Below are 20073 nucleotides of genomic sequence, written 5' to 3'. Positions count from 1 at the left end.
TGACCCATGCGCACTCTCGTTGTGGACCACCCGCTGGTCGCCCATAAGCTCACCGTTCTGCGGGATAAGAACACCCCGTCCCCGGTCTTCCGCCAGCTCACCGAGGAGCTTGTCACGCTCCTGGCCTACGAAGCCACGCGTGACGTCCGCACCGAACCGAAGACCATCGAGACGCCCGTCAGCACCACCATCGGCACTTACTTCACCAAGCCGACCCCTCTGGTGGTCCCGATTCTCCGGGCCGGGCTGGGCATGCTCGAGGGCATGACCAAGCTGGTTCCCACCGCCGAGGTCGGCTTCCTGGGCATGGCCCGCGACGAAGAGACCCTGGACATAATCACGTACGCCGAGCGCCTCCCGGAGGACCTCACGGACCGGCAGATCTTCGTCCTCGATCCCATGCTGGCCACCGGCGGAACCCTGCGTGAGGCCATCAAATTCCTCTTCAAGCGCGGCGCCTCCGACATCACGTGCATCTGCCTCCTTGCCGCCCCGGAGGGCCTGGCCAAGCTGGAGGAAGAGCTCTCCGACTCCAACGTGACAATCGTCCTGGCCTCGATCGACGAGAAGCTCAACGAGAAGTCGTACATCGTGCCCGGCCTGGGCGACGCCGGAGACCGCCTGTACGGCATCGCCGGCTAGGTCCAGTTCGCCAGGGGTCCCTTCCGCATTGCCGCGGTCCGCGCTAGCGTGTGCGGAATGGATTGGAAACTTGAACTCGTGTTTGTGCCGGTGTCCGATGTGGACCGGGCCAAGGATTTCTATGTCAACAAGGTGGGCTTCAACGCCGACTACGACGAGCGGCCCATGGACGGCATCCGGTTCGTCCAGCTGACTCCGCCGGGCTCCGGCTGCTCGATTGCCATCGGCGAGGGCCTCAACGACGCCCCGCCCGGTACGGCTCCATCCCTGCAGCTTGTGGTCAGCGACATCCAGGCCGCGCACAAGCAGCTCAAGGACAACGGCGTGGACGTCAGCGACGTCGACGTCCAGGACTGGGGGCACTTCGTCCATTTCGCCGACCCCGACGGCAACAAATGGGCCGTGCAGTACGTCCCCCACCGGCCCAACGGCTGATCCAGCCCGACGGTCCGAGGGGACTTCGCCCCGGACCGACGGGCGGCCCGGCCAGCGGATAGACCGGGCCATGCGGCAGGATGGAGGCATGAGCCTTCCAGCCCGTTCCAGTACTGCCACCCTGACCGCCCGCGCCGTCCTGTTCGATATGGACGGCACGCTAGTGGATTCCACCAGCATCGTGGAGCAGGTCTGGACCACGTTTGCCGGGCGCTACGGCCTGGATATCGGCGAGATCCTGCGCTCCTCCCATGGGGTCCAGGCCATGGACACGGTCCGCAGGTTTGCCCCCGCCGGATCCGACGTCCGCGCCCTCGCCGCCGAGCTGGGACGGATGGAGCTGGCCGAGACCCGCGGCATCGTCCCGGTGCCCGGCGCCCTGGAGCTGCTGTCGAGCCTGCCGCCGGATGCAGTGGCGCTGGTGACGAGCGCTTCCCGGGACCTGGCCGAGGTCCGGATGGCAGCTGCGGGGATCCGCGTCCCGGCCGTCTCGGTCATGTCCGAGGACGTCAGCCGGGGCAAACCCCACCCTGAGGGATACCTCCGGGCGGCGTCCCTGCTGGGTGTGGCCCCGGCCGATGCGGTGATCTTCGAGGACGCCCCGGCGGGCATCGCTGCGGGGATCGCCGCCGGCATCCGGACCGTGGCGGTAGGGCCCAACGCCGGCGAACTGCCGGACGGTGTCCTTCACATTCCCGACTACACCGGGGTCGCCGTGACCACGCACGTCACCGGCACCGGAGTGCGCACCCTGTCCTTCACCTTCTAGGCCCAGCCGGGGCCCCGGCGCTGCCGAGGCCCGGCCCCGCCCGCCTAGCCTGCGCCTAACCTGCCAGCAGATACACGCTGGTCCCGCCCACGGTCTGGGCGGTGAAATTGTCCTGCACCCACGCGGCAATCTGCGCGGCGTCGTCGGATCCGCTTTCGCCCTGCATCATGCGCCCGGCGATGAAGTAGTGGATCTTGCCGTCGGCCACGTACTGCTGGAACTGTGCCAGGGTGGGCGCGGGGTCCGTGCCGTTGAACCCGCCCACGGCCATCACGGGGAGCTGCGTTGCCAGCTGGTAGCCGGCGGCGTTGTTGGACCCGACGACGGCGGCAGCCCAGGTGTAGGCGCCCGCGTTTGTCTGCAGCGCGGTCACGAGGTCCGCCGACGGCGTGCTGGCCCCCAGCAGTCCGCCCATTCCGCCGACCCCGCCCGCTCCCGGGCCGCGGCCAGTGCCTGTGCCGGTGCCGTTAGCCGCCGTTGCACCGCCGAGGCCGCCGCCTGTTGCACCGCCGAGGGACGGCGGCAGCCCGGCCCCGCCCCGTCCGGACACGGCCGGCCCGGCACTGACAATCGAGCCGCTGTGCGCCGTGGACGCGGTGGACAGCGAGTACGCCAGCGGTCCGGCGAGGGCCGCGACGACGGCGAGCGTCGCCGTCGTCCGCGCCATGATCCCGGACACCTTCATCCCCGGTCCCGCGACCCCCTTGATTCCCGACCCCTCGATTCCCGGCGCCGCGGCGGCCAGCACCAGGGCCGCGGCGGCGAGGGAGCCCAGGAGCGCCACCCAGCGCAGCCACGGCAAGTACGCCGCGGTGCGACCGAGGAGTACGGCGGCCATGGCCCCGGCCGCCACGATCGCCACGGCGAGGACGGCGGCCGCTACAGGCTGGTCCCGCCGCTGCCAGAGCAGGACGCCGCCGAGCCCGGCGAGCCCGGCCATCCCGGGAGCCAGCGCCACCATGTAATACGGGTGGATGATCCCGGCCATGAAGCTGAACGTCAGGCCGGTGACGGCAACCCAGGAGCCCCAGATGATCACTGCGGCCCGCACTGCGTCGGTGCGCGGCGCGCGCCGGCCCAGCCAGAGCAGCCCGGCTCCGAGGAGCAGCACCGAGGGCAGCAGCCAGGCGATCTGGCCACCGAACTCGCTGTTGAAGAGCCGGAACAGCCCGGGCGTGCCCCAGCCGTTGCTGCCGCCCACACTCCCGGTTTCATCGCCGTTCAGCCGGCCCAGGCCGTTGTAGCCGAGGGTCAGCTCCAGGATGGAGTTGTTCTGCGAGCCGCCGATGTAAGGGCGGTTGGCCGCGGGAATCAGTTCGACGGCCGCCAGCCACCACCCGGCCGCGACGGCCATCGCCGCGCCTGCGCAGAGCAGGTGGAGGATCCGCCGGCCTGCCGCGGCCGGCGCCGCGAGCAGGTAGGCCACGGCGAAGCCGGGGACAACCAGCAGGACCTGCAGCTGTTTGGTGAGGAACCCGAAGCCCAGGAGCGCCCCGGCGAACAGCAGCCAGCGCAGGCGCGCATCCTGGATGGAACGCAACACGGCGTAGGCGGCCGCGGTCATCAAAAGCACCAGCAGGGCGTCCGGGTTGTTGAACCGGAACATCAGCACGGCCACCGGGGTCAGCGCCATGACCGCACCGGCGAGGAGCCCCGCGCGGTGGGCCAGGCGGGCGTCGGCAGTGGCGGGGGACGCGGCCCGGCGTACGGCCAGATAGAGGAGCCAGACCGTGCCGACGCCCATGAGCGCCTGCGGCACGAGGACGCTCCAGGAGCTCAGCCCGAAGATCCGCACCGACAGCCCCATCACCCACAGCGACGCCGGCGGCTTGTCCACGGTGATGGCGTTGGCGGCGTCGGAAGAGCCAAAGAACCAGGCCGCCCAGTCCTGCGACCCCGCCTGGGCCGCCGCGGAGTAGAAAGCGTTCGCCCAGCCGGAGGCGCCGAGGTTCCACAGGTACAGCACGGCCGTGGCCAGTAGCAGGGCCGCGAGTTCCAGCCGCCGCCGCAGCGGCCGGGCGGCTGGGACGGCGCGCGTGCCGCCGGCAGCCACGGGCTCCCGACGCCGGCGACCGTCCGGGACTTGCGGCTGCGGCGGGCCTGGCGTCAGGGCCGGTGCAGCGCTGGGGCTCAGGGTGTCAGTCATGGCGGCCTATACTCCCAGCTTGTAGACAGTGGTGTTGCCCAGGGTCTGGGCCTGGTAGTTGGCCGCGACCCAGGTGGCGACCTCGGAGTTGCCCCCGCGGCCCCCGCCCATTCCGTCCATGCCGCCCATGCCGCCGGAGATGAAGTAGCCGATCTCGCCGCGGTCCACCATCGCCTGGAACTGTGCGAGCGTCGGGTAGGGGTCGCCGCCGTTCCAGCCGCCGAGTGCGATCACGCTGGTGCCGGTGGCGAGTTCCAGGCTCGAGGCCTGGGTGGCGCCGGAGACAATCGCGGACCACTTGGCGCCGGAGGACTTCAGCAGCGCTGTCAGCTCCGCCGAGGACGTTTCCCCGCCCGGGCCGCCACCGACCGCGCCGCCGGCGCCGCCATCAGCACCGTCACTGCCGGTCCGGCCTGCTGCCCCGAAGCCGCCGCCCATCGCGGACGCGGTGGGACCGGACGTGGGGATCGAGCCGGAATGCGGCTGGGCCACGGTCGCCAGCGTCCAGGCGGTGCTCCCGAGCCCGCCGGCGAGCAGCGCGAGGATCACAACCCCCGCCGTGGCGGCCTTGCGGAACCGCGCCGGCAGGGCAGCCAAGCTGTCTGCCCGCAGGAGCAACGCCGCGGCCGCGAGTACGCCCAGGACCACGGCGATCAGCCGGAGCCCGGGAAGCCAGGCCGGATCGCGGCCCAGGAGCACTGCGGACCAGATCGAGGTGGCCAGTACTGTCACGGCCAGGACAACCCGCGCCGGCCAGTAGGCCCGGCCCCGCCACAGTTCCAGGGAGCCGATGCCCGCCAAGGCAGCGATCGCGGGGGCCAGCGCCACGGCATAGTACGGATGCACGGTGCCGCTCATGAAGCTGAAGATTCCGGCTGTGATCACCAGCCAGCCGCCCCACAGCAGGAGCGCCGCACGGGTTTTGGAGGTCCGCGCCTCGCGCCGGGTGAACCACAACCCGGCCGCCAGCAGGATCAGGGCCGCCGGCAGCAACCAGGACACCTCGCCGCCGAAACTGGTCCCGAACATCCGGGTGATCCCGGCCGTGCCGCCGAAGCCCACGTTTCCGTTGCCGCCGGGGCCGCCGGCGTTCCCGCCCAGGTTGCCTCCGGTGTTGCCTCCGGCGGGTATGCCCCCGCCTGACCCGGTGATCCGGCCCAGTCCGTTGTAGCCGAACGTGAGTTCCAGGAAGCTGTTGGTTTCCGAGCCCGCCATGTAGGGGCGGACCGAGGTGGGGGTCAGTTGGAACAGCACAAGGTAGCTTCCTGCCACCACCGCAATCCCCGCGGCGGCGGCCAGCAGGTGCAGGAGCCGGCGGCCGAGCGTGGTGGGCGCCGCCCACAGGTAGGCCAGTGCCAACCCGGGAACGATCAGGAAGCCCTGCAGCATCTTGGACAGGAAGGCCAGGCCGATCACCGCGCCGGCCGCGGCGAGCCACTTCCACCCGGCCTTCTCGATGGCGCGCGTGGTGAGGTACGCGGCCAGCACCAAGCACAGGGTAAGCATCGCGTCCGGGTTGTTGAACCGGAACATGAGGGCGGCCACCGGGGTCAGCGCCAGGGCGCCGCCGGCGAGCAGGCCCGCAGCCGGTCCGGACACGCGCTTGACGGTCAGATAGAGAAGCCCGACGGCGGCCACTCCCATGAGTGCCTGGGGAATGAGCATGCTCAGTGCCGAGAAGCCGAAGATCCGTCCCGCGAGGGCGGGAATCCAGAGGGCGGCCGGCGGCTTGTCCACCGTGATGGCATTGCCGGCGTCGAGGGAACCGAACAGCAGCGCGGTCCAGTCCTTGGTCCCGGCCTGGATCGCCGCGGCGTAGAAGGAATTGGCGTAGCCGGTGGCTTCCAGGTTCCACAGGTACAACGCCGCGGTGATTACCAGCAGCAGCGCCGCCGAGGGCCGCACCCACCAGGCCTGCGGTCCGAACAGCAGGCGGTCCCGGCGGCTCTGGGCTGCGGGAGGGTGGGTCGCGGACACGTGGGCTGCGGGCGGACGGGGCGCCGTCCCGGCGTCCCCAGCTACCGTGCCGGGCGTTTCCCGTGCTGCCGGCGGGCTGCCGGCCGGGGAGCCGGACTGGGCTCCGGCGGTGGGGCTGATGGTTGCCGTCATTTACTTGGCCTTTTCTGTGCGGGGGAGGGAAGCTTCGGGGGCGCCGGGCGCGGGAACAGCATTCGTGGCGCCGGGCACCGGAACGGTGTGGCTGGGCCTGTGGCGGAAGACCACCAGCCGGAAGAGCAGGAATTTCGCTGCTGTGGCGGCCAGATTGGCGGCGGTGACCGTGAGCAGTTCAAGCCAGCGGTCCGGTGCCGCTCCCGACGCGGCGTGCACCAGGGTGAGGGCGCCCGAGGTCAGTGCCAGCCCGATCCCAAAGACCAGCAGTCCCTCGAAATGGTGGCGTGCCGCCTGGCTGCTGCCCTGGATGCCGAACGTGAAGCGCCGGTTGGCCGCGGTGTTGGCCACGGCGGTTGTGAGCAACGCGAGGAAATTTGCCAACTGCGGGTCCATGAGCCCGCGGCAGAGCAGGAAAATCGCCAGGTAGGCCAGGGTAGAGGCGACGCCGATGCTGCCGAATCGTACGAGCTGCCCGAAGAGGCTTCCGCCGGAGCTTTGTTCCTGGGTCCGCGAGGCGGCCGGCAGCGGTCCGCGGGCCAGGGCGGCGCGCAGTTCGGGCACCGGGACCCGGCCCGAGACCAGGTCCCGGCTCAACCGTGCCATGCCGCGCAAGTCGGCGAGGGCAGTCTGGACGATGTCCACGCTCGAATCAGGGTCGTCGGTCCAGTCCACCGGGACTTCGTGGACGCGCAGGCCGCACTTTTCTGCCAAGACCAGCAGCTCGGTGTCGAAGAACCAGACGTTGTCCAGCGTGTGGGGGAGCAGCTGCCGCGCCACATCCGCCCGGATCGCCTTGAAACCGCACTGCGCATCGCTGAAGTGGGCGCCCATGAGGGACTGCAGCAGCAAGTTGTAGCTGCGCGAGATGAATTCGCGCTTGGGTCCGCGGACCACGCGCGAGTTGCGGGTCAGCCGCGTCCCGATCGCCAGGTCGGAGTGCCCCGAAATGAGCGGCGCGAGGAGCGGCCCGAGGGCGGCCAGATCAGTGGAAAGATCCACGTCCATGTATGCCAGGACCGGCGACGCCGAGGCAAGCCACACCTTGCGAAGCGCGTTTCCGCGGCCTTTTTCGGCCATATGGACCACCGTCACTTCGCGCAGCTCGCGGGCTACGCGTTCCGCCGCCTTGAGCGTTCCGTCGGTGCTGGCGTTGTCCGCCACTGTGATCCGGAAGGAGTGCGGGAAGGCGCCGAGAAGGTACGCATGGAGCCGGCGCAGGCATGCTTCGAGATCCCGTTCTTCGTTGAAGACCGGAATGGTGATGTCCAGCACGGGTGTGCTGGTACGCGTGTCAATGGCTGAGCGTCGGCCGCCGGGTCCGGAAAGTAGCCCGCCGGACGGGGCCGGGATGGGCGCGTCGGTCAGGGCGAGCCCTGACCGTGCAGCCGGTGCCGCCGGGCCGGCCGGCGTCGCCGTGGAGCGGGGCAGGGTTCCTGTGGCCTGGTCTGTGGATGTCATGGCTCAACTTTCCCGGCGGCCCATATGTGGGCTTTATGGTCAGGCTGTGCGGGGGCTGTGGAAGTCCGGCCAGTGCGGCAGGTCTGGCCGGGGATACGCAAAGGAGGCCCCGGATCCATGTTGGATCCGGGGCCTCCTTTGGTGGGCCGGGTAGTGCCGGTTTAGTACCAGTTGTGCGCGTAGTGGAAGTTCAGTGCGCCGCAGGGGGAGCCGTAGCGTTCCTTGACGTAGTTCAGACCCCAGTTGATCTGGGTCCGGTAGTTGGTCCTGTAGTCGGCGCCGGCGCTCGCCATCTTCGAGGCGGGCAGGGACTGGACCACGCCGTACGCGCCGCTGCTGGCGTTGGTGGCAGTCGTCTTCCAGTCCGATTCCTTGGTCCAGAGCTTATGCAGGCACTGCATCTGGTTAGGTGCCCAGCCATATTTGCCCAGCTGGGCCGCGGCGTAGGCCTGGGCGCCGGCGGGGTCGTCGATGGCGACCGGGGCCTTGGCGGGTGCGGGAGCCTTGACGGGAGCGGCTGCGCGAACCGGTGCCTTGGCGGGTGCGGGGGCCTTGGCGGGAGCGGCTGCACGAGCCGGGGCCTTGGCGGGTGCCGGGGCGGGTGCTTTGGCGGGCTTAGCCGCCGGGGCCTTGGCTACCACGCTGTTGTCCGCTGGCGCAGTGGGCGCAGCGACCTCGACTCGTTCGAAGTTGAGCTTGGCCAGCGGGTCGGCGCTAGTGGCCGTTTGGCTCCCAACGTTCGCCGTGTGGGCGCCCGGCTCTGCCGCCTGGGCGGCGGCGCCGCCCCCCACCAGCATGGCGCAGGCGGCGGTGATGACGGCGGCGCGGCGGCCGGTGATGCCGAGCCCGGTGGCCAGCCTGGACAGGGCGGATGCCTGCGTGGCCGGTTCGGCGCGGTGGCGCGACTTGGTGGAGCTGGAACGGGAATCGCCGTCAGGGCGCGGCTGTACCTGGAATTCAGTCATGATGATGGCCTCTCAACGCCGGCGGAGTTAGCTGTCGGGTTCGGATGAGGTCATCCGGCCGCACGGAACATCACGTGTCGGCTTCACCCCGAGGGCGCAAGAAATGCAGAATGCCCGGGAACTCTGGGTCCCCCGCCTCTGCCTGGTCCAGCGGAATCCGGGAAGCGGCAGAGTTTGGCGTCCATCCGGATATGCGGCACCAATGGCAGCGCACTCCTAAAACGCTACAGGACCCAAACGCTTAAGTCACATTTTGGTAACAGGAGTCACAGCAGCGGGGTGTCGGCTTGCGCCGGATCCCCCAGGGAGATCGAACCAGGGTTCGTGTGGCTGGCTACGCCGACGGCGGCGCCGCGGGCAGCCGCACGGCGAACTCCGTGCGGCCCGGCCGGGACGTGACTTCGACGGTCCCTCCGTGGGCCTCCACGATCGACTGGACAATGGACAAACCCAAACCGCTCGTGCCCTCCGAGGTCGGCGCGGCAGTCGCCGTGCCCGGACCGCGGCCGCCGCCGGCCGGAACGCCGGAGGCACCAGAAACAGTACCGGAAGCAGCACGGGAATCCGTGCCGGAAACCGAGTGTGCGGCGGACCCGGACCGGGCCCCCGCCGTTACGACCGTTGAGTTCGCTGCGGCGCTGGCTGCGGGACTGGCCGCGGGATTGGTGCGCGCCGCGTCGGCCCGTGCGAAGCGGGCGAAGACCCGGCCGACGAATTCCGGAGCGATGCCGTTGCCGTTGTCCGTCACGGTGACCACGGCGCTGCCGTCAGCCGAACGCATGACGCCCGTGACCACCTTGGTCGCGGGTGCCGTGTGTTTGCGTGCATTGGACAGGAGGTTGGCGAGGACCTGGTGCAGCTGGGTCGCGTCACCGCGCACCACCACGGGCTCCTCCGGAAGTTCCAGCTGCCAGATGCGGTCCGGGGCCATGACTTTCTCATCGCTCACCGTCTCGACGGCCAGCTGCGTGAGATCGACGTCGGAGATCTTGAGCGGCTGTCCCTCGTCCAGGCGCGCCAGGAGCAGCAAGTCCTCCACCAGGGTGGTCATCCGCTCGGACTGGCTTTGCACTCGGGCAAGGGATCTCTCGCCGTCGGGGGTGAAATGCTCGGTCATCCGCATCAGCTCCGTGTAGCCGCGGATGGCCGTAAGCGGGGTGCGGAGTTCGTGCGAGGCATCGGCGACGAACTGCCGCACTTTCATCTCGCTCTCCTGTCGTGCCTCGAGGGCATTGGAGACGTTGTCCAGCATCTTGTTCAGCGCGTAGCCCACGCTGCCCACTTCTGTTCCGCGGTGGGCCGCCGACGCCGGGACGCGTACCCCCAGCGCCACCTCGCCGGCGTCCAACGGGAGGCGGGAGACCTTGGTGGCCACCTCGGAGAGCTGTTCCAGCGGCTTCATGGTCCGCCGGATCAGGGCCGTACCGGCGAGGCCGATCAGCACGAGTCCGCCGGCGGAGACCACCACCATGGTCCAGACCAGCGAGGTCAGCGTGCTGTCCTTTTCTGCCAGCGGAAGTCCGGTGACAATCACGTCGCCATAGGGTGCCCGCACGGCGGTGAGCCGGTACGCGCCGGCTGAGAGGGTCCGGTCCACGGGCACACCGTTCGGGGTGAGCGCCAGGAGGACCGCGTTGTCATCGGGGGAGAGGCTCTTGCGAGTGGCGTCCCCGGCCAGGAAGCCGGCTCTGCTGACCTCACCGTCCTCAATGCGGGCGTTCAGCGTCCCGACGCCCTGCCCCCGGGCTTCGAGGGGGTCGGGGCGGCCGGCCGGGTTGCCGGACGCGGGACGGCCGAAGTCGCTCGAGCGGCGCGAAGCATTACTGAGCTGGTCATCGAGCTGTCGGGTAAGGAACAGGTCCATGGAGGCATAGCTGAACAGCCCCACGGCGCCGCAGATGGCCACCAGCAGCGCCATGGCGACGAGGACCAGGCGGGTGCGCAAATGCCACGTGGACGGGTTGCGCCAGTCGCGTCCGGGGACACGGGTCATGCCGGAAAGCGTGGGCACGGATCAGTCCGCCGGCTTCAGGACGTAGCCGGCGCCGCGGACCGTGTGGATCATAGGCGCATGGTTGACGTCGACCTTCTTGCGGAGGTAGGAAATGTACAGTTCCACGATGTTGGCCTGCCCGCCGAAGTCATAGTCCCAGACACGGTCCAGGATCTGGGCCTTGCTGATGACCCGTTTCGGGTTTTCCATGAGGTAGCGCAGCAGCTCGAACTGCGTGGCAGTCAGATGCAACTCCTCACCGGCCCTGGTGACTTCGCGGGTGTCGACATTGAGCACAAGGTCCCCCACCACGAGTTCGGCGGTGTCCATCGCGGCCACCCCTGAGCGCTGGACCAGCCGGTGCAGGCGCAGCAGGACCTCTTCCATGCTGAACGGCTTGGTGACGTAGTCATCGCCGCCGGCCGCCAGGCCGGTAATGCGGTCCTGGACGGCATCCTTGGCCGTGAGGAACAGCGCCGGCACCTCCGGCGCGAACGCGCGGATCCTGCTGAGCAGCTCGACGCCGTCGAACCCGGGGAGCATCACGTCCAGCACCAGCACGTCGGGGCGGAACTCCTTGGCAAGCCGGACGGCTCCGGGCCCGTCTTCCGCGACAGCCACGGACCAGCCAGCCATCCGCAGGCCCATGCTCATGAGCTCGGAGAGGCTGGGCTCGTCGTCTACCACCAGCGCGCGGATGGGGGAGCCGTTCGGATGCGTGAGCTGGGGAAGGTTGTTAGTCATGGAGTGCGAAGTGGCCATGGGACAACTCTCCGATCTGCCGGTTAGGCGGGGCTTTGGGGACCCTGTGCGGCACCTGTGAATCCCAGCCTAGCGAGCTGAATGCCCTTCCGGGCAGTAGAGGGTGCAACGGCAACGCTCAATCCGGTTTTCCCGTCCTGCCCGAACGTCACAGGCCCGGCTGTCGGCCCGCACAGCCGAGGCACAGAATCACTCAGCACTCTGGGGTGGACACCGATCCGCACCCTAAGGAGAAACACCATGAGCGGTCAGCATGCCGGAGCCGGTCCCGGACCAGCCCCCAAGCCCACCCCCGAATCAGCCCCCAACACAACAGCGGCAGCAGCGGCGCCGGCGCCCGTGACCACGCCCCAGGCGGCTGTGCAGTACAACACCGGACAGTACAACGCCGGACACAATGAGGCCGGACAATACAGCGCAGGACACCCTGAAGCCGGACAATACAGCGCAGGACAACATGAATCTCGGAACCCTGACGCCGTACACAATGGCGCCGGGCAGTTCGACGCCGGGCAGTTCGACGCCGGGCACCCGGCAGCCGGGGCTGCCTCCGGCTGGGGCGCGCCCCCGGTTTCGACAGTGCCGGCATCGGCAGCGCCCTGGGGCATGCCCCGGCAGGAGTCTCAGGCGACGGCGGCCGCCGCAGGCTGGGGCCCGCCGGGAGCGGCCGCCAGGACCGGCTCGTATGCCAAGCCCTGGACCCTCACCCGGGGGCTCGCCGTCGCCGGGGCCGCAGCTGTCCTGGCAGTCGGCGCCGGGGTGGGGGTCTACGCCCTTACCTCAAGTTCAGCGGCAGCCAATGGTGCTGCCGGCACGGCCGCCGGTGGGGCGGCGGGCGGCGGGGTGGGCGGCCAGGGTGTTGCCCCGGGCATGCCCGGTTCGGCACAGGGCGGTTTCGCCGGAGGCGGCATGTCGGGGCAAGGCGGTCCCGGCGACTTTGCTGCCGGCGGGATGGGCGGCGGGCTTTCCGCCGCAGTGCACGCCGAATACGTCGTGCTGCAAGGATCCGAGTACACCACCATGGCCGAGCAGTTGGGCGCCGTGAGCGTGATTAGTTCGTCCTCCGTCACAGTCAAAAGCAGTGACGGGTTCACGCGCAGCTATGCGTTGGACGCCGATGTGGTGGTGAGCAATCTGCAACAGAGGCGCCAGCAGGCGGGCGGTACGGGCACGCAGTTGAGCGTGGCGGACATCGTCGCGGGCGGGACAGTGCGGATCGTGGCGGCCAAGGACGGGTCCGGGTATACGGCGTCGTCGGTCATGGTTGTGGCGGCGACCGCCACGGGCCAGTCCAACTGACACCGCCGCAGCCGCCGTTGCCGCCGAGCCAGGCCGCAATGGCGGCTGCCCACTCCGTGGACGGCCCCGCAGGCAACGGCGGAAGGGCCCGGTTTTGCCTGTTTGCCATGCTGTGAATGATTTCAGTCGAATTGCAGGTAGGTCCGAATAATATTCGGCGAATACCATTTCCCAACCTTCCGGTCGGCAAAACACTTGTTATTTTATTGCAGGCTTAGAATTGTGACTTGCGCTACATTCCTCGGATCTGTCTCACTATGTGGAACCTGGGATCCTTTGTTACTTGCACGTTCGCATTGTTACGTTGCACACTTCAATTGTGAACAAGAACTCAACAGCACCTGCAGCCGCAGCTTCCTGGATCAGCACACCCGCTGGTACCGAGATGCGCTGTTGTCGAATGCACGCCTAACTTTTACACCCCTGAGAGTTTCTAGGCATTCGCCCCCTAGCCCAGAGTCGGGCGCCCCTCCCCAATTTCATTGCGGGGAAAGAAGCATTCGAGCCGCGATGACGGCCATTTCACATTGAGGTAAGCATTCCATGTCAGTTGCATCCGGATACGTCCACATCTCCGTCCGTAACGCCAGCAAGGCCGGCCAGGCCGCCGGTATCCGCCAGGGCTTTGGCGGCCGCTCCGCGTTCGCACCCGCCGGCTCCACCGGCAGCTTCCCCGCCCCCGGATATGCAGCGCAGGGCTACAACCCTGACTCCTACGGCCAGCTCCGTGCCGTTCCGCCCGCGCCCGCCACGGCGCCCACCCCCGTGATTGCCCCCGGTGCCGGCAGCCCGGTCCGTCCGGCCCCCAGCGACAACGTGGCCCGTGGCTTCGTGCTGTACATGGGGATCGACGAGGAAACCGCAGCTGCGGCCGGCACGTCCATCGCCAAGCTTGCCCAGGAAATCCGGGCCTACGCACAGTCGCTCGTTGCCGGCGCCGAAAGCTATGCCGCCGTCGCCGTCGCGCCGGCCAGTGCCCCGGGTTCCGCCCTCGACGTCGTCCGCTCGACTTTCGGTGACCCCACCGCAGGGGCCCGCCAGCGCACCGAGACCGCACGCCTGCAGCAGCCGCAGGATCCGCGGCCTTCCGGAGTGCTGATCGACCTCGCCCGCCGTGAGGTGCACCTCGACGGCGAATCCCTGAACCTGACTTTCAAGGAGTTCGAGCTCCTGAACTACCTCGTGGAGAACGGCACCCGCACCGTGGGCCGCGACGAGCTCCTCGAAGGCCTGTGGCGGAACGCCGAAGAGGTCCCGAACGAGCGGACCATCGACGTGCACATCCGTCGCCTGCGTTCCAAGCTCGGCCGCCTCGCCAACACCGTGCGCACCGTGCGCGGCCAGGGCTACCGGTTCTACGAGCACCCCGAAGTAGTGGTCTGGGCCGCTCCGGAATACTCGATCTAGCTTTTAGCCCACGCAAAGCGTCCGTCCCTCTTGTGGGGACGGACGCTTTCGCGTTTCCGGAAGCTTCAGCGGCTTTCCGCCGTGCCTTAGACACCTCCTTCGTTCCTCAGTCGGCGATGCGGCACTACGCGGAAAACCGCTTCGCTTCCGCCGGGGCAGTCACGCTCGCCCGCCTGCGCAGTGGGCGCTCTGGGTGGGTGGCTGACGGGCATGTGCTTCCGCGGCTTTTGGACCCTGTTGCCTTTTGGGGGCGCGGCGTAGGGTGTGACCGTTGAGCCGACTATTGGGAGGAAGACATGTCTGTTGCACGGATTACTACCCTGAGCGCGAACTCCAAGACCTCGTTTGATGCCGCCATCAAGGAGGGCGTCGACCGGGCCAACAAGACCCTGCGCAATGTCACGGGGGCGTGGGTGAAGGAACAAAAGGTTGAAATCAGCGACGGCGCCGTGGTTGCCTGGCACGTCGTGCTGGAAGTGACCTTTGTCCTTGAAGACTGAGCGGCCGCTGGTGGCGTGGGCGTCTGGGAAGAGCCGCCGCACTAGGATTGGGGCATGAGCGCGCATCACATCAAACGGCTGGTGATCATGCGGCACGCCAAGTCCGACTGGCCCGGCGGGGTTGCCGACCACGAAAGGCCGCTCGAAGAGCGCGGCCACAAAGATGCCCCCGTCGCCGGAAAGTGGCTGCTAAAGCACGGAGTGGTCCCTGATTTCATCCTCTGCTCCAGCGCGCTGCGGACCCGCCAGACCTGCACCTGGGTGTGCCACGCCCTGGGGGACAAAGCGCCGACGCCCAAGCTCGAGGATGGCCTGTACGCCGCGTCCGCCTTGCGCATGTTGACGGTGATCAACCACGTCCCGGACACCGTGACCACCCTCATGGTGATTTCGCACATGCCCGGGGTGCAGGACCTCGCCATGCATCTCGCGTCGCGCGATTCCGACCACGACGCCTATATGGATGCTGCCACGCGCTTTCCGACCAGCGCTCTGACCGTCCTGGAAACGGAAAAGTCCTGGTCCGAGCTGGACGGGCAGGACGCCAAGCTGACCCACTTCAAGGTTCCCCGCGCCAAATAGCCGCAGGTCCGCCCGGACATCGGTTGCTGAGACCATAGCTACCGGCCCAGTTCTGCGGTTTACTGTTGCTGTTTGCTGATGTGGTTTTTCCAGTGGTTTTTGGGGCAGGTTTAGTCACCTAAGAGAAAAGGCGGATCACCGTGGATTCAGGGCAGCTCATAGGAATTATCGTCGGCATCGTCGTGGTGCTCGCGATAGTGGCAGTCGCAGTCATGGTCAGCCGCAAGCGCAAGGTGGCGGCGGACCGGAACCGCGCCGCCGAGATGCGTGAACAGGCCAAGGCCGACGAATTCGCTGCGCGGGAACGTGATGCCAAAGCGGTGCGTGCCGAGGCCGACGCGCAGGAGGCCGACCTCGAAGCCGAGCGCCTGCGGCAGGAAGCCCGCAGCCGCAAAGAAGAGGCAGAAAGCGTCCGCTCCGGCGCGCAGGAGCAACTGCGCAAAGCCGACGAAGTGGACCCTGACGTGGTGACGTCCGAACGCGAAGGCGAAACCAAGGAAATGCCGACCCGCGCGGATCTGCGCTCCGAGAGGGCCGCCGGCCAGCCAGCGACCGGCACGCCCGCCTCCGGCGACCAAGTGTCCGGCGACCAGCGCAGCCGGGACGACGTGACCCGGGCCGACACCGCACAGGGCCCGGATACCGCACAGCGGCCGGATACCGAACAGGGCCCGGATACCGCACAGGGCCCGGATACCACCCCCCGGGAAGACAGGCCTCGAAACCTCTGACTCGAAACCTCTGAGCTGAATCCACTGACCCGAACCTCTCACCCGAAACCGCTGAGACAGTAGAGGGCCGGTGCGCGGGCTTTAGCGACGGGCGGTGGTCCGGGCAGGAGACTTGGCAGCGGGCGCCTTTACCGGTGGCTTGACCGGTGCCTTCGCGGGTGACTTCGCCGCGGGCCGGGCCACCGCCCGCGGAGCCGCCGGCCGCGCGGCGGTTCCCCTCGGCGTCGGACGTGGCGCGGACGGGCGCGGGCTCGCGGATCTGGTCCCCGCGCCTCGTGCGGCAGTCGCCGGGCGCCGTTGCGGAGCCCGCCCCGGGGCACGCCGGCCACCGATCTTGCCGGGCAGGACAGTGCCGGCGAACAGCAACAGCAACGTGACGGCCCCGGCCACCGCGGCCAGATAGAAGTACAAATCCGGATGCTCGGAATCGACGCGCGTGGACAGGGCGTCGGGATCGGGGTTGAAGGCCAGTCCCCACTGGCGCAGGAATGCGATCCCGAACGCGATGAAGAGGATACTGCCGACACCGCTCGCGGCCAGGGTCTTGTGCCGGCGCCTGACCACCACCTCTGCAACGCAGGCCACATAGGCTGTGGCGGCGGCCCCGACGAACCACACCAGCACCCACTCGTGCAGGGTGACTCCGGTCAGGACCAGAAGTGCCAGGGCAGCAAGGAACGCTCCGATGGCGACTTTACCGCTGGTGCCCATGTGACGCATGTGAACAATCATGCCTGAGCGGGCGGCTGCTTCACGACGTAGCCGCGCATGGAGGCCATAATTGCGGCCACACTCTGCTCCCTGGTCCGCTCCGGGTTATACGTCTGGCGATCCAAGCCCACCACGAAACAGGCCCCAAAAATTGCAGTTTCGAGGCTGCCCCGGGATACGGCGGGGTCCACGGGATAGGCGGCGGCCACACCGTCGATGGCGGAGCCGATCACGGCGAGCAGACGCCCGCGGAGCTCGGCGAACGTGTCCTGCCATTCACTGGGGGTCCGCCAGTTTTCGCTGACCCAAAGCCGGGCAAAGGACGGGTACTCGGCCATGAAGTCCATGGCCTGGCCGATCATCTCCTCCATGGCGGCCAGGGGATCGGCGGAGTCATCCCGGACGCTCAGGAGCCGTGCCATGAGGATGTCCACGCCGTGGCGCAGCAGCTGGGCAATCAGGTCCGACTTGCTGCCAAAGTTGTAATACACCGTGCCCTTGGACACCCCGGCTGCCGTGGCGATCTCGTCCACCGTCACGCCGGCCGCGCCGCGCTCCCCGATCAGTTCCATGGACGCTTCGAACAGTTTCTGCTTCGTGGCGTTGGTCCGGGCCGGCCGGAGCTTTTTCTCCGCGTCCCCGGGCTCTGCCGGGCTGCCGCCGCTTTGGCTGGTGGTCATACGGCGATCTCCGGTTTCAGTGTCTTGAGGGTCCAGTATTTGTTCTTCCGGACGGCAACTGTGGACATTGCCAGTCCCAGCAAAGTGTAGCCAACCAGTCCCAGCATGGTGGGCAGGATGATGGCGAGATCGGCGCCGTAGATCAGGTGCCGCATGCCGCTGACCACGTAGCCCATCGGCAGGATCTGGTGCACCACGTGCAGCGGCTCGGGTGTGGTCTGCCACGGGAACGTGCCGCCGGAGGACACCAGCTGCAGGACCAGCAGGATGAGCACCACGAGCTTGCCAGGTGAGCCCAGCAGCGCCACCACACCCTGGATGATTGCGCTGAACGCCATGGCGGCGGCCAGCATGAGGAACCACATGAGCACCGGGTGGGCCGGGTCCAGTCCGAGCCCCACGTCCACCACCAGGGTCAGCAGGCTCGCCTGGACGGCGGACACCGCCAGGAACGGAAGCCAGCCGCCGGCGGCAATCTTCCAGGCCGGTGCATTGGAGGCCAGCGCGCGCTGGGTGACCGGGCGCATGGCCTGCACCAGCATGAAGATGCCGATCCACAGGGCCAGCGTCAGGAAGAACGGCGCCAGCCCGGCGCCATAGGAACCGGCCTTGGCCTGCGAGACATTGCTGACGGCGACCGGATCAGCCATGACCTTGGAGAGGCTGTCCTTCTGGGTGTCGTCGGGGTTGGGGACCTTGCCGGCGCCCTGGGCGAGTTCTGTGGCGAGCGTTCCGGCGCCGTCGGAGGCCGTCGCCGCGCCGCTCTCCAGTTGCGCCGCGCCGTCGTCGAGTTTCTGGGCACCCTGCACGAGTTTGCCGGCGCCGTCGACGGCGTTCTGCTGGCCGGCAGCGAGGGCCGCCGAACCTGCGGCCAGCTGGTCCGACCCGGCCGAGGCCTTGGCGACGGCGCCGCTGAGGGCGGGCGCGGCGCCAGCCAGTTGCGAGGCGCCGGCGCTGACGGCGGCGGAACCGTCGGTCAGCTTCTGGATCTGCGCGGCGGCGGCCTGCAGTTTGGCGGCGGAGGCAGAAGCCGCGGCGGAGGCAGCGGGCGGCGCAGCGGTGGCGTCGACGTCGGCTACCACCCTGTCTGCCTGCTCCTGGCTGAGGACGCCGGCGGCGACCAGGTGTGCCGTGGACGCTACCACCCTGCTCCGCTGGGCCTGGGCTGCGGCCTGCTGCGCGGCTTGTTCTGCGGCTGCGAGTTGTCCGGGAATGGCCTGCACCTGGGCGTTGAGGGCGGCGTTTCCCGCGGCCACCTGGGCGGCGCCGTCTGCCAGCTGTTGTGCGTCGGCGGGCAGGGCTGCGGTCTTGTCCTTGAGCTGGGTGAGGCCGCTGCTGAGCTGACCGGCCCCGGTGCTGAGCGAGGTGGCGCCGTCCCGGAGCTTGACCTCGCCGTTGTAAAGCTCGGTGGCGCCGGATTTGAGCTCGCCGGTGCCCTGGTGCAGGGTCACAGTGCCGTCGTGGAGCCGGGCCACGCCGTCGGCCAGTTGGCCTGCGCCATCGGAGGCCTTGAGCATCTGGGTATGGATGGTGCCGAATCCGGTGAGGAGCTGGTTGGCCGTCTCCTCGCCCACCTCCTTGGCGACCGTCGTGTGCACCGCGGTGGTCAGTTTGTCCACGATGGTGCTCAGGAGATAGTTGTTGGCATCGTTGGTGGTGACATTGAGCATGGCCTGGTTGGCGGCGTCGAAGCTGCCGGGGGAGACCAGGTTCGCGGAAAAGTCCTGCGGAATTTTCAGGGCGAAGGCGTAGGTGCCGTTGCTGACGCCCTGGTCCGCTTCCTCCGTGCTGGCGACCGTCTTCCAGTTGAAGACGTGGCCGTCCACCAGGCTCTCGGCCACCTTCCGGCCGGCCTCCAGCCGCGTGCCGTCGGCGGACGCGGCACCGGAGTCCTGGACCACCAGGGCCGCATCGATCTGGTTCAGCTTGCCGTACGGATCCCAGTTGGCGTAGAGGTACACGGCGCCGTAGAGCAGCGGAACGAGGGCCAGGGCCAGGATGGTCAGCTTGGGCAGCAGCCCGCCGGTCATGCGTTTGAGCTCGGAGCGGGCCAACCGCAGCACAGTCACTTTGAGTCCTCGGTTTCGGGGGAGAGGGATTCGGGCAAGAAGGTTTGGGCAGGGCCAGCTTCGTGAGCCGGGGCACGGTCGGCATCAGCGCCGTCAGTATCGGGTCCGGCCGGCGCGGGTTTGGCGGGTGCGACGGCGTTGCCGATCGCGGCGGCGGCCCCGGTCCAGCCGACCGGAATGCGGGTGACGGTGGCGACGACGGCGAGCGGCCGCCCGGCGTCGCGCGCCAGTTCCTGCAGCCGCGGCAGCCAGTCGGCAGCATCGCCGCTGTGCCGGTCGGGGGAGTCCACTACAAGGAGATCGGTGTCCGGGTTGGCGAGGGCGAGCGCCGTGAGGAGCCCGGTCCGCCGGCCCGCCGGCAGCTGCTCGGTCCAAAGCCCGGCGATGTCTTCGAAATTGTTGAGCCTGAGCCAGGGCCTGCTGCGCGCCGCGTCGCGGTGGCGGCGCGGCACCAAGGCCAGATCCTCGGTGACGAGGTCGCGGACGCTCAGGTGCTGTTCGGGCTCGTTGACGCCGGGGGAGTCGACCACGCTGCTTGCCTGCCGGAGCACCTTGATCCGGGCGTTTCCGTCCCAGCTCACTGTCCCGGCGGAGGGCTTCATGCGTCCGCTCAGGGCCAGGGCAAGGGCAGTGCGCTGGTCCTGGCGGACACCTTCCACGAGCAGGAGGTCCCCGCGTGCGGCCTCCAGCGAGGTGGGCGGCAGCAGGTCATCCCGCCGGCCGGTCACGGAGAGCTGTTGTACGCAGAGCAAGGCGGGCCTTTCGTAGAAACGATGTCCACTCAAGGCTAACTAAACTGACCAGTCAGTTCA

Annotated in this window: 18 protein-coding genes and 1 riboswitch; of the genes, 8 read left to right on the top strand and 10 right to left on the bottom strand. The window is 68.6% G+C overall.

Going from position 1 to position 20073, the window contains the following annotated elements; translation table 11 throughout:
• Positions 1-6 precede the first annotated feature (6 nt).
• From upp to M2428_RS13955, 3 genes are all read left to right on the top strand, one after another.
• Complete coding sequence (gene upp / locus M2428_RS13965; RefSeq protein WP_277526546.1) at positions 7-642, top strand: uracil phosphoribosyltransferase; 636 nt, start codon at positions 7-9, stop codon at positions 640-642.
• A gap of 57 nt (positions 643-699) precedes the next feature.
• The gene (locus tag M2428_RS13960) at positions 700-1077 is read left to right on the top strand and encodes a glyoxalase superfamily protein (protein ID WP_277526545.1); all 378 of its coding nucleotides are present in this window, start codon (positions 700-702) and stop codon (positions 1075-1077) included.
• An 88-nt stretch (positions 1078-1165) separates the two neighbouring features.
• Positions 1166-1846, top strand: coding sequence for an HAD-IA family hydrolase (locus M2428_RS13955; protein ID WP_277526544.1), 681 nt, complete (start codon positions 1166-1168; stop codon positions 1844-1846).
• A gap of 55 nt (positions 1847-1901) precedes the next feature.
• Here M2428_RS13955 and M2428_RS13950 read toward each other — a convergent pair whose 3' ends face one another.
• The 6 genes from M2428_RS13950 to M2428_RS13925 form a co-directional block, all read right to left on the bottom strand.
• Positions 1902-3992 carry a glycosyltransferase family 39 protein gene (locus M2428_RS13950; RefSeq protein ID WP_277526543.1) on the bottom strand — a complete coding sequence of 697 codons (2091 nt, stop codon included), beginning with the start codon at positions 3990-3992 and terminating at the stop codon, positions 1902-1904.
• 6 nt (positions 3993-3998) lie between these two features.
• Positions 3999-6101 (bottom strand): glycosyltransferase family 39 protein, encoded by a 2103-nt coding sequence (locus M2428_RS13945; RefSeq protein ID WP_277526542.1) that lies wholly within the window; start codon positions 6099-6101, stop codon positions 3999-4001.
• Entirely contained in the window at positions 6102-7562 is a 1461-nt protein-coding gene (locus M2428_RS13940) for a bifunctional glycosyltransferase family 2/GtrA family protein (protein ID WP_277526541.1), read from the bottom strand.
• Positions 7563-7723: 161 nt separating this feature from the next.
• Positions 7724-8527 (bottom strand): hypothetical protein, encoded by an 804-nt coding sequence (locus M2428_RS13935; protein ID WP_277526540.1) that lies wholly within the window; start codon positions 8525-8527, stop codon positions 7724-7726.
• Between the two features lie 4 nt (positions 8528-8531).
• A riboswitch (cyclic di-AMP (ydaO/yuaA leader) is annotated at positions 8532-8690 on the bottom strand.
• Positions 8691-8861: 171 nt separating this feature from the next.
• Positions 8862-10520: a HAMP domain-containing sensor histidine kinase gene (locus tag M2428_RS13930; RefSeq protein ID WP_277526539.1), complete on the bottom strand. Its 1659-nt coding sequence runs from the start codon at positions 10518-10520 to the stop codon at positions 8862-8864.
• Between the two features lie 21 nt (positions 10521-10541).
• A complete protein-coding gene (locus M2428_RS13925; RefSeq protein WP_277526538.1) occupies positions 10542-11282 on the bottom strand; it encodes a response regulator transcription factor in 741 nt (246 codons plus the stop codon).
• 240 nt (positions 11283-11522) lie between these two features.
• On the opposite strand from M2428_RS13925, the gene M2428_RS13920 reads away from it, so the two are divergent.
• The 5 genes from M2428_RS13920 to M2428_RS13900 all read left to right on the top strand — a co-directional run bounded on the left by M2428_RS13920 (position 11523) and on the right by M2428_RS13900 (position 15801).
• A complete protein-coding gene (locus tag M2428_RS13920) occupies positions 11523-12581 on the top strand; it encodes a hypothetical protein (RefSeq protein ID WP_277526537.1) in 1059 nt (352 codons plus the stop codon).
• 543 nt (positions 12582-13124) lie between these two features.
• A complete protein-coding gene (locus tag M2428_RS13915) occupies positions 13125-13988 on the top strand; it encodes a winged helix-turn-helix domain-containing protein (RefSeq protein WP_277526536.1) in 864 nt (287 codons plus the stop codon).
• 296 nt (positions 13989-14284) lie between these two features.
• Positions 14285-14488 carry a dodecin family protein gene (locus M2428_RS13910; RefSeq protein WP_230012628.1) on the top strand — a complete coding sequence of 68 codons (204 nt, stop codon included), beginning with the start codon at positions 14285-14287 and terminating at the stop codon, positions 14486-14488.
• Between the two features lie 54 nt (positions 14489-14542).
• A complete protein-coding gene (locus M2428_RS13905) occupies positions 14543-15070 on the top strand; it encodes a histidine phosphatase family protein (RefSeq protein ID WP_277526535.1) in 528 nt (175 codons plus the stop codon).
• Positions 15071-15210: 140 nt separating this feature from the next.
• Positions 15211-15801, top strand: a complete 591-nt coding sequence (locus tag M2428_RS13900; RefSeq protein ID WP_277526534.1) for a hypothetical protein — start codon at positions 15211-15213, stop codon at positions 15799-15801.
• Between the two features lie 81 nt (positions 15802-15882).
• On the opposite strand, the gene M2428_RS13895 is transcribed toward M2428_RS13900, so the two are convergent.
• Genes M2428_RS13895 through M2428_RS13880 form a run of 4 tightly spaced genes read right to left on the bottom strand, consistent with a single transcriptional unit; the run spans position 15883 to position 20013 of the window.
• Positions 15883-16521, bottom strand: coding sequence for a hypothetical protein (locus tag M2428_RS13895; RefSeq protein WP_277526533.1), 639 nt, complete (start codon positions 16519-16521; stop codon positions 15883-15885).
• Positions 16522-16529: 8 nt separating this feature from the next.
• Positions 16530-17192, bottom strand: a complete 663-nt coding sequence (locus M2428_RS13890; RefSeq protein ID WP_277526532.1) for a TetR/AcrR family transcriptional regulator — start codon at positions 17190-17192, stop codon at positions 16530-16532.
• The gene (locus M2428_RS13885) at positions 17189-19261 is read right to left on the bottom strand and encodes a YhgE/Pip family protein (protein ID WP_277526531.1); all 2073 of its coding nucleotides are present in this window, start codon (positions 19259-19261) and stop codon (positions 17189-17191) included. The genes M2428_RS13890 and M2428_RS13885 overlap by 4 nt, the downstream gene beginning before the upstream one ends.
• Positions 19258-20013 carry an ABC transporter ATP-binding protein gene (locus M2428_RS13880; RefSeq protein WP_277526530.1) on the bottom strand — a complete coding sequence of 252 codons (756 nt, stop codon included), beginning with the start codon at positions 20011-20013 and terminating at the stop codon, positions 19258-19260. Before M2428_RS13880 ends, M2428_RS13885 begins: the two co-directional genes overlap by 4 nt.
• Positions 20014-20073: the final 60 nt, after the last annotated feature.

The sequence above is a fragment of the Arthrobacter sp. ES3-54 genome, assembly GCF_029504395.1.
Classification (GTDB): Bacteria; Actinomycetota; Actinomycetes; order Actinomycetales; family Micrococcaceae; genus Arthrobacter.
Note: the sequence above shows the minus strand (reverse complement) of the source record. Positions and strands in the feature narration are given on the sequence as shown.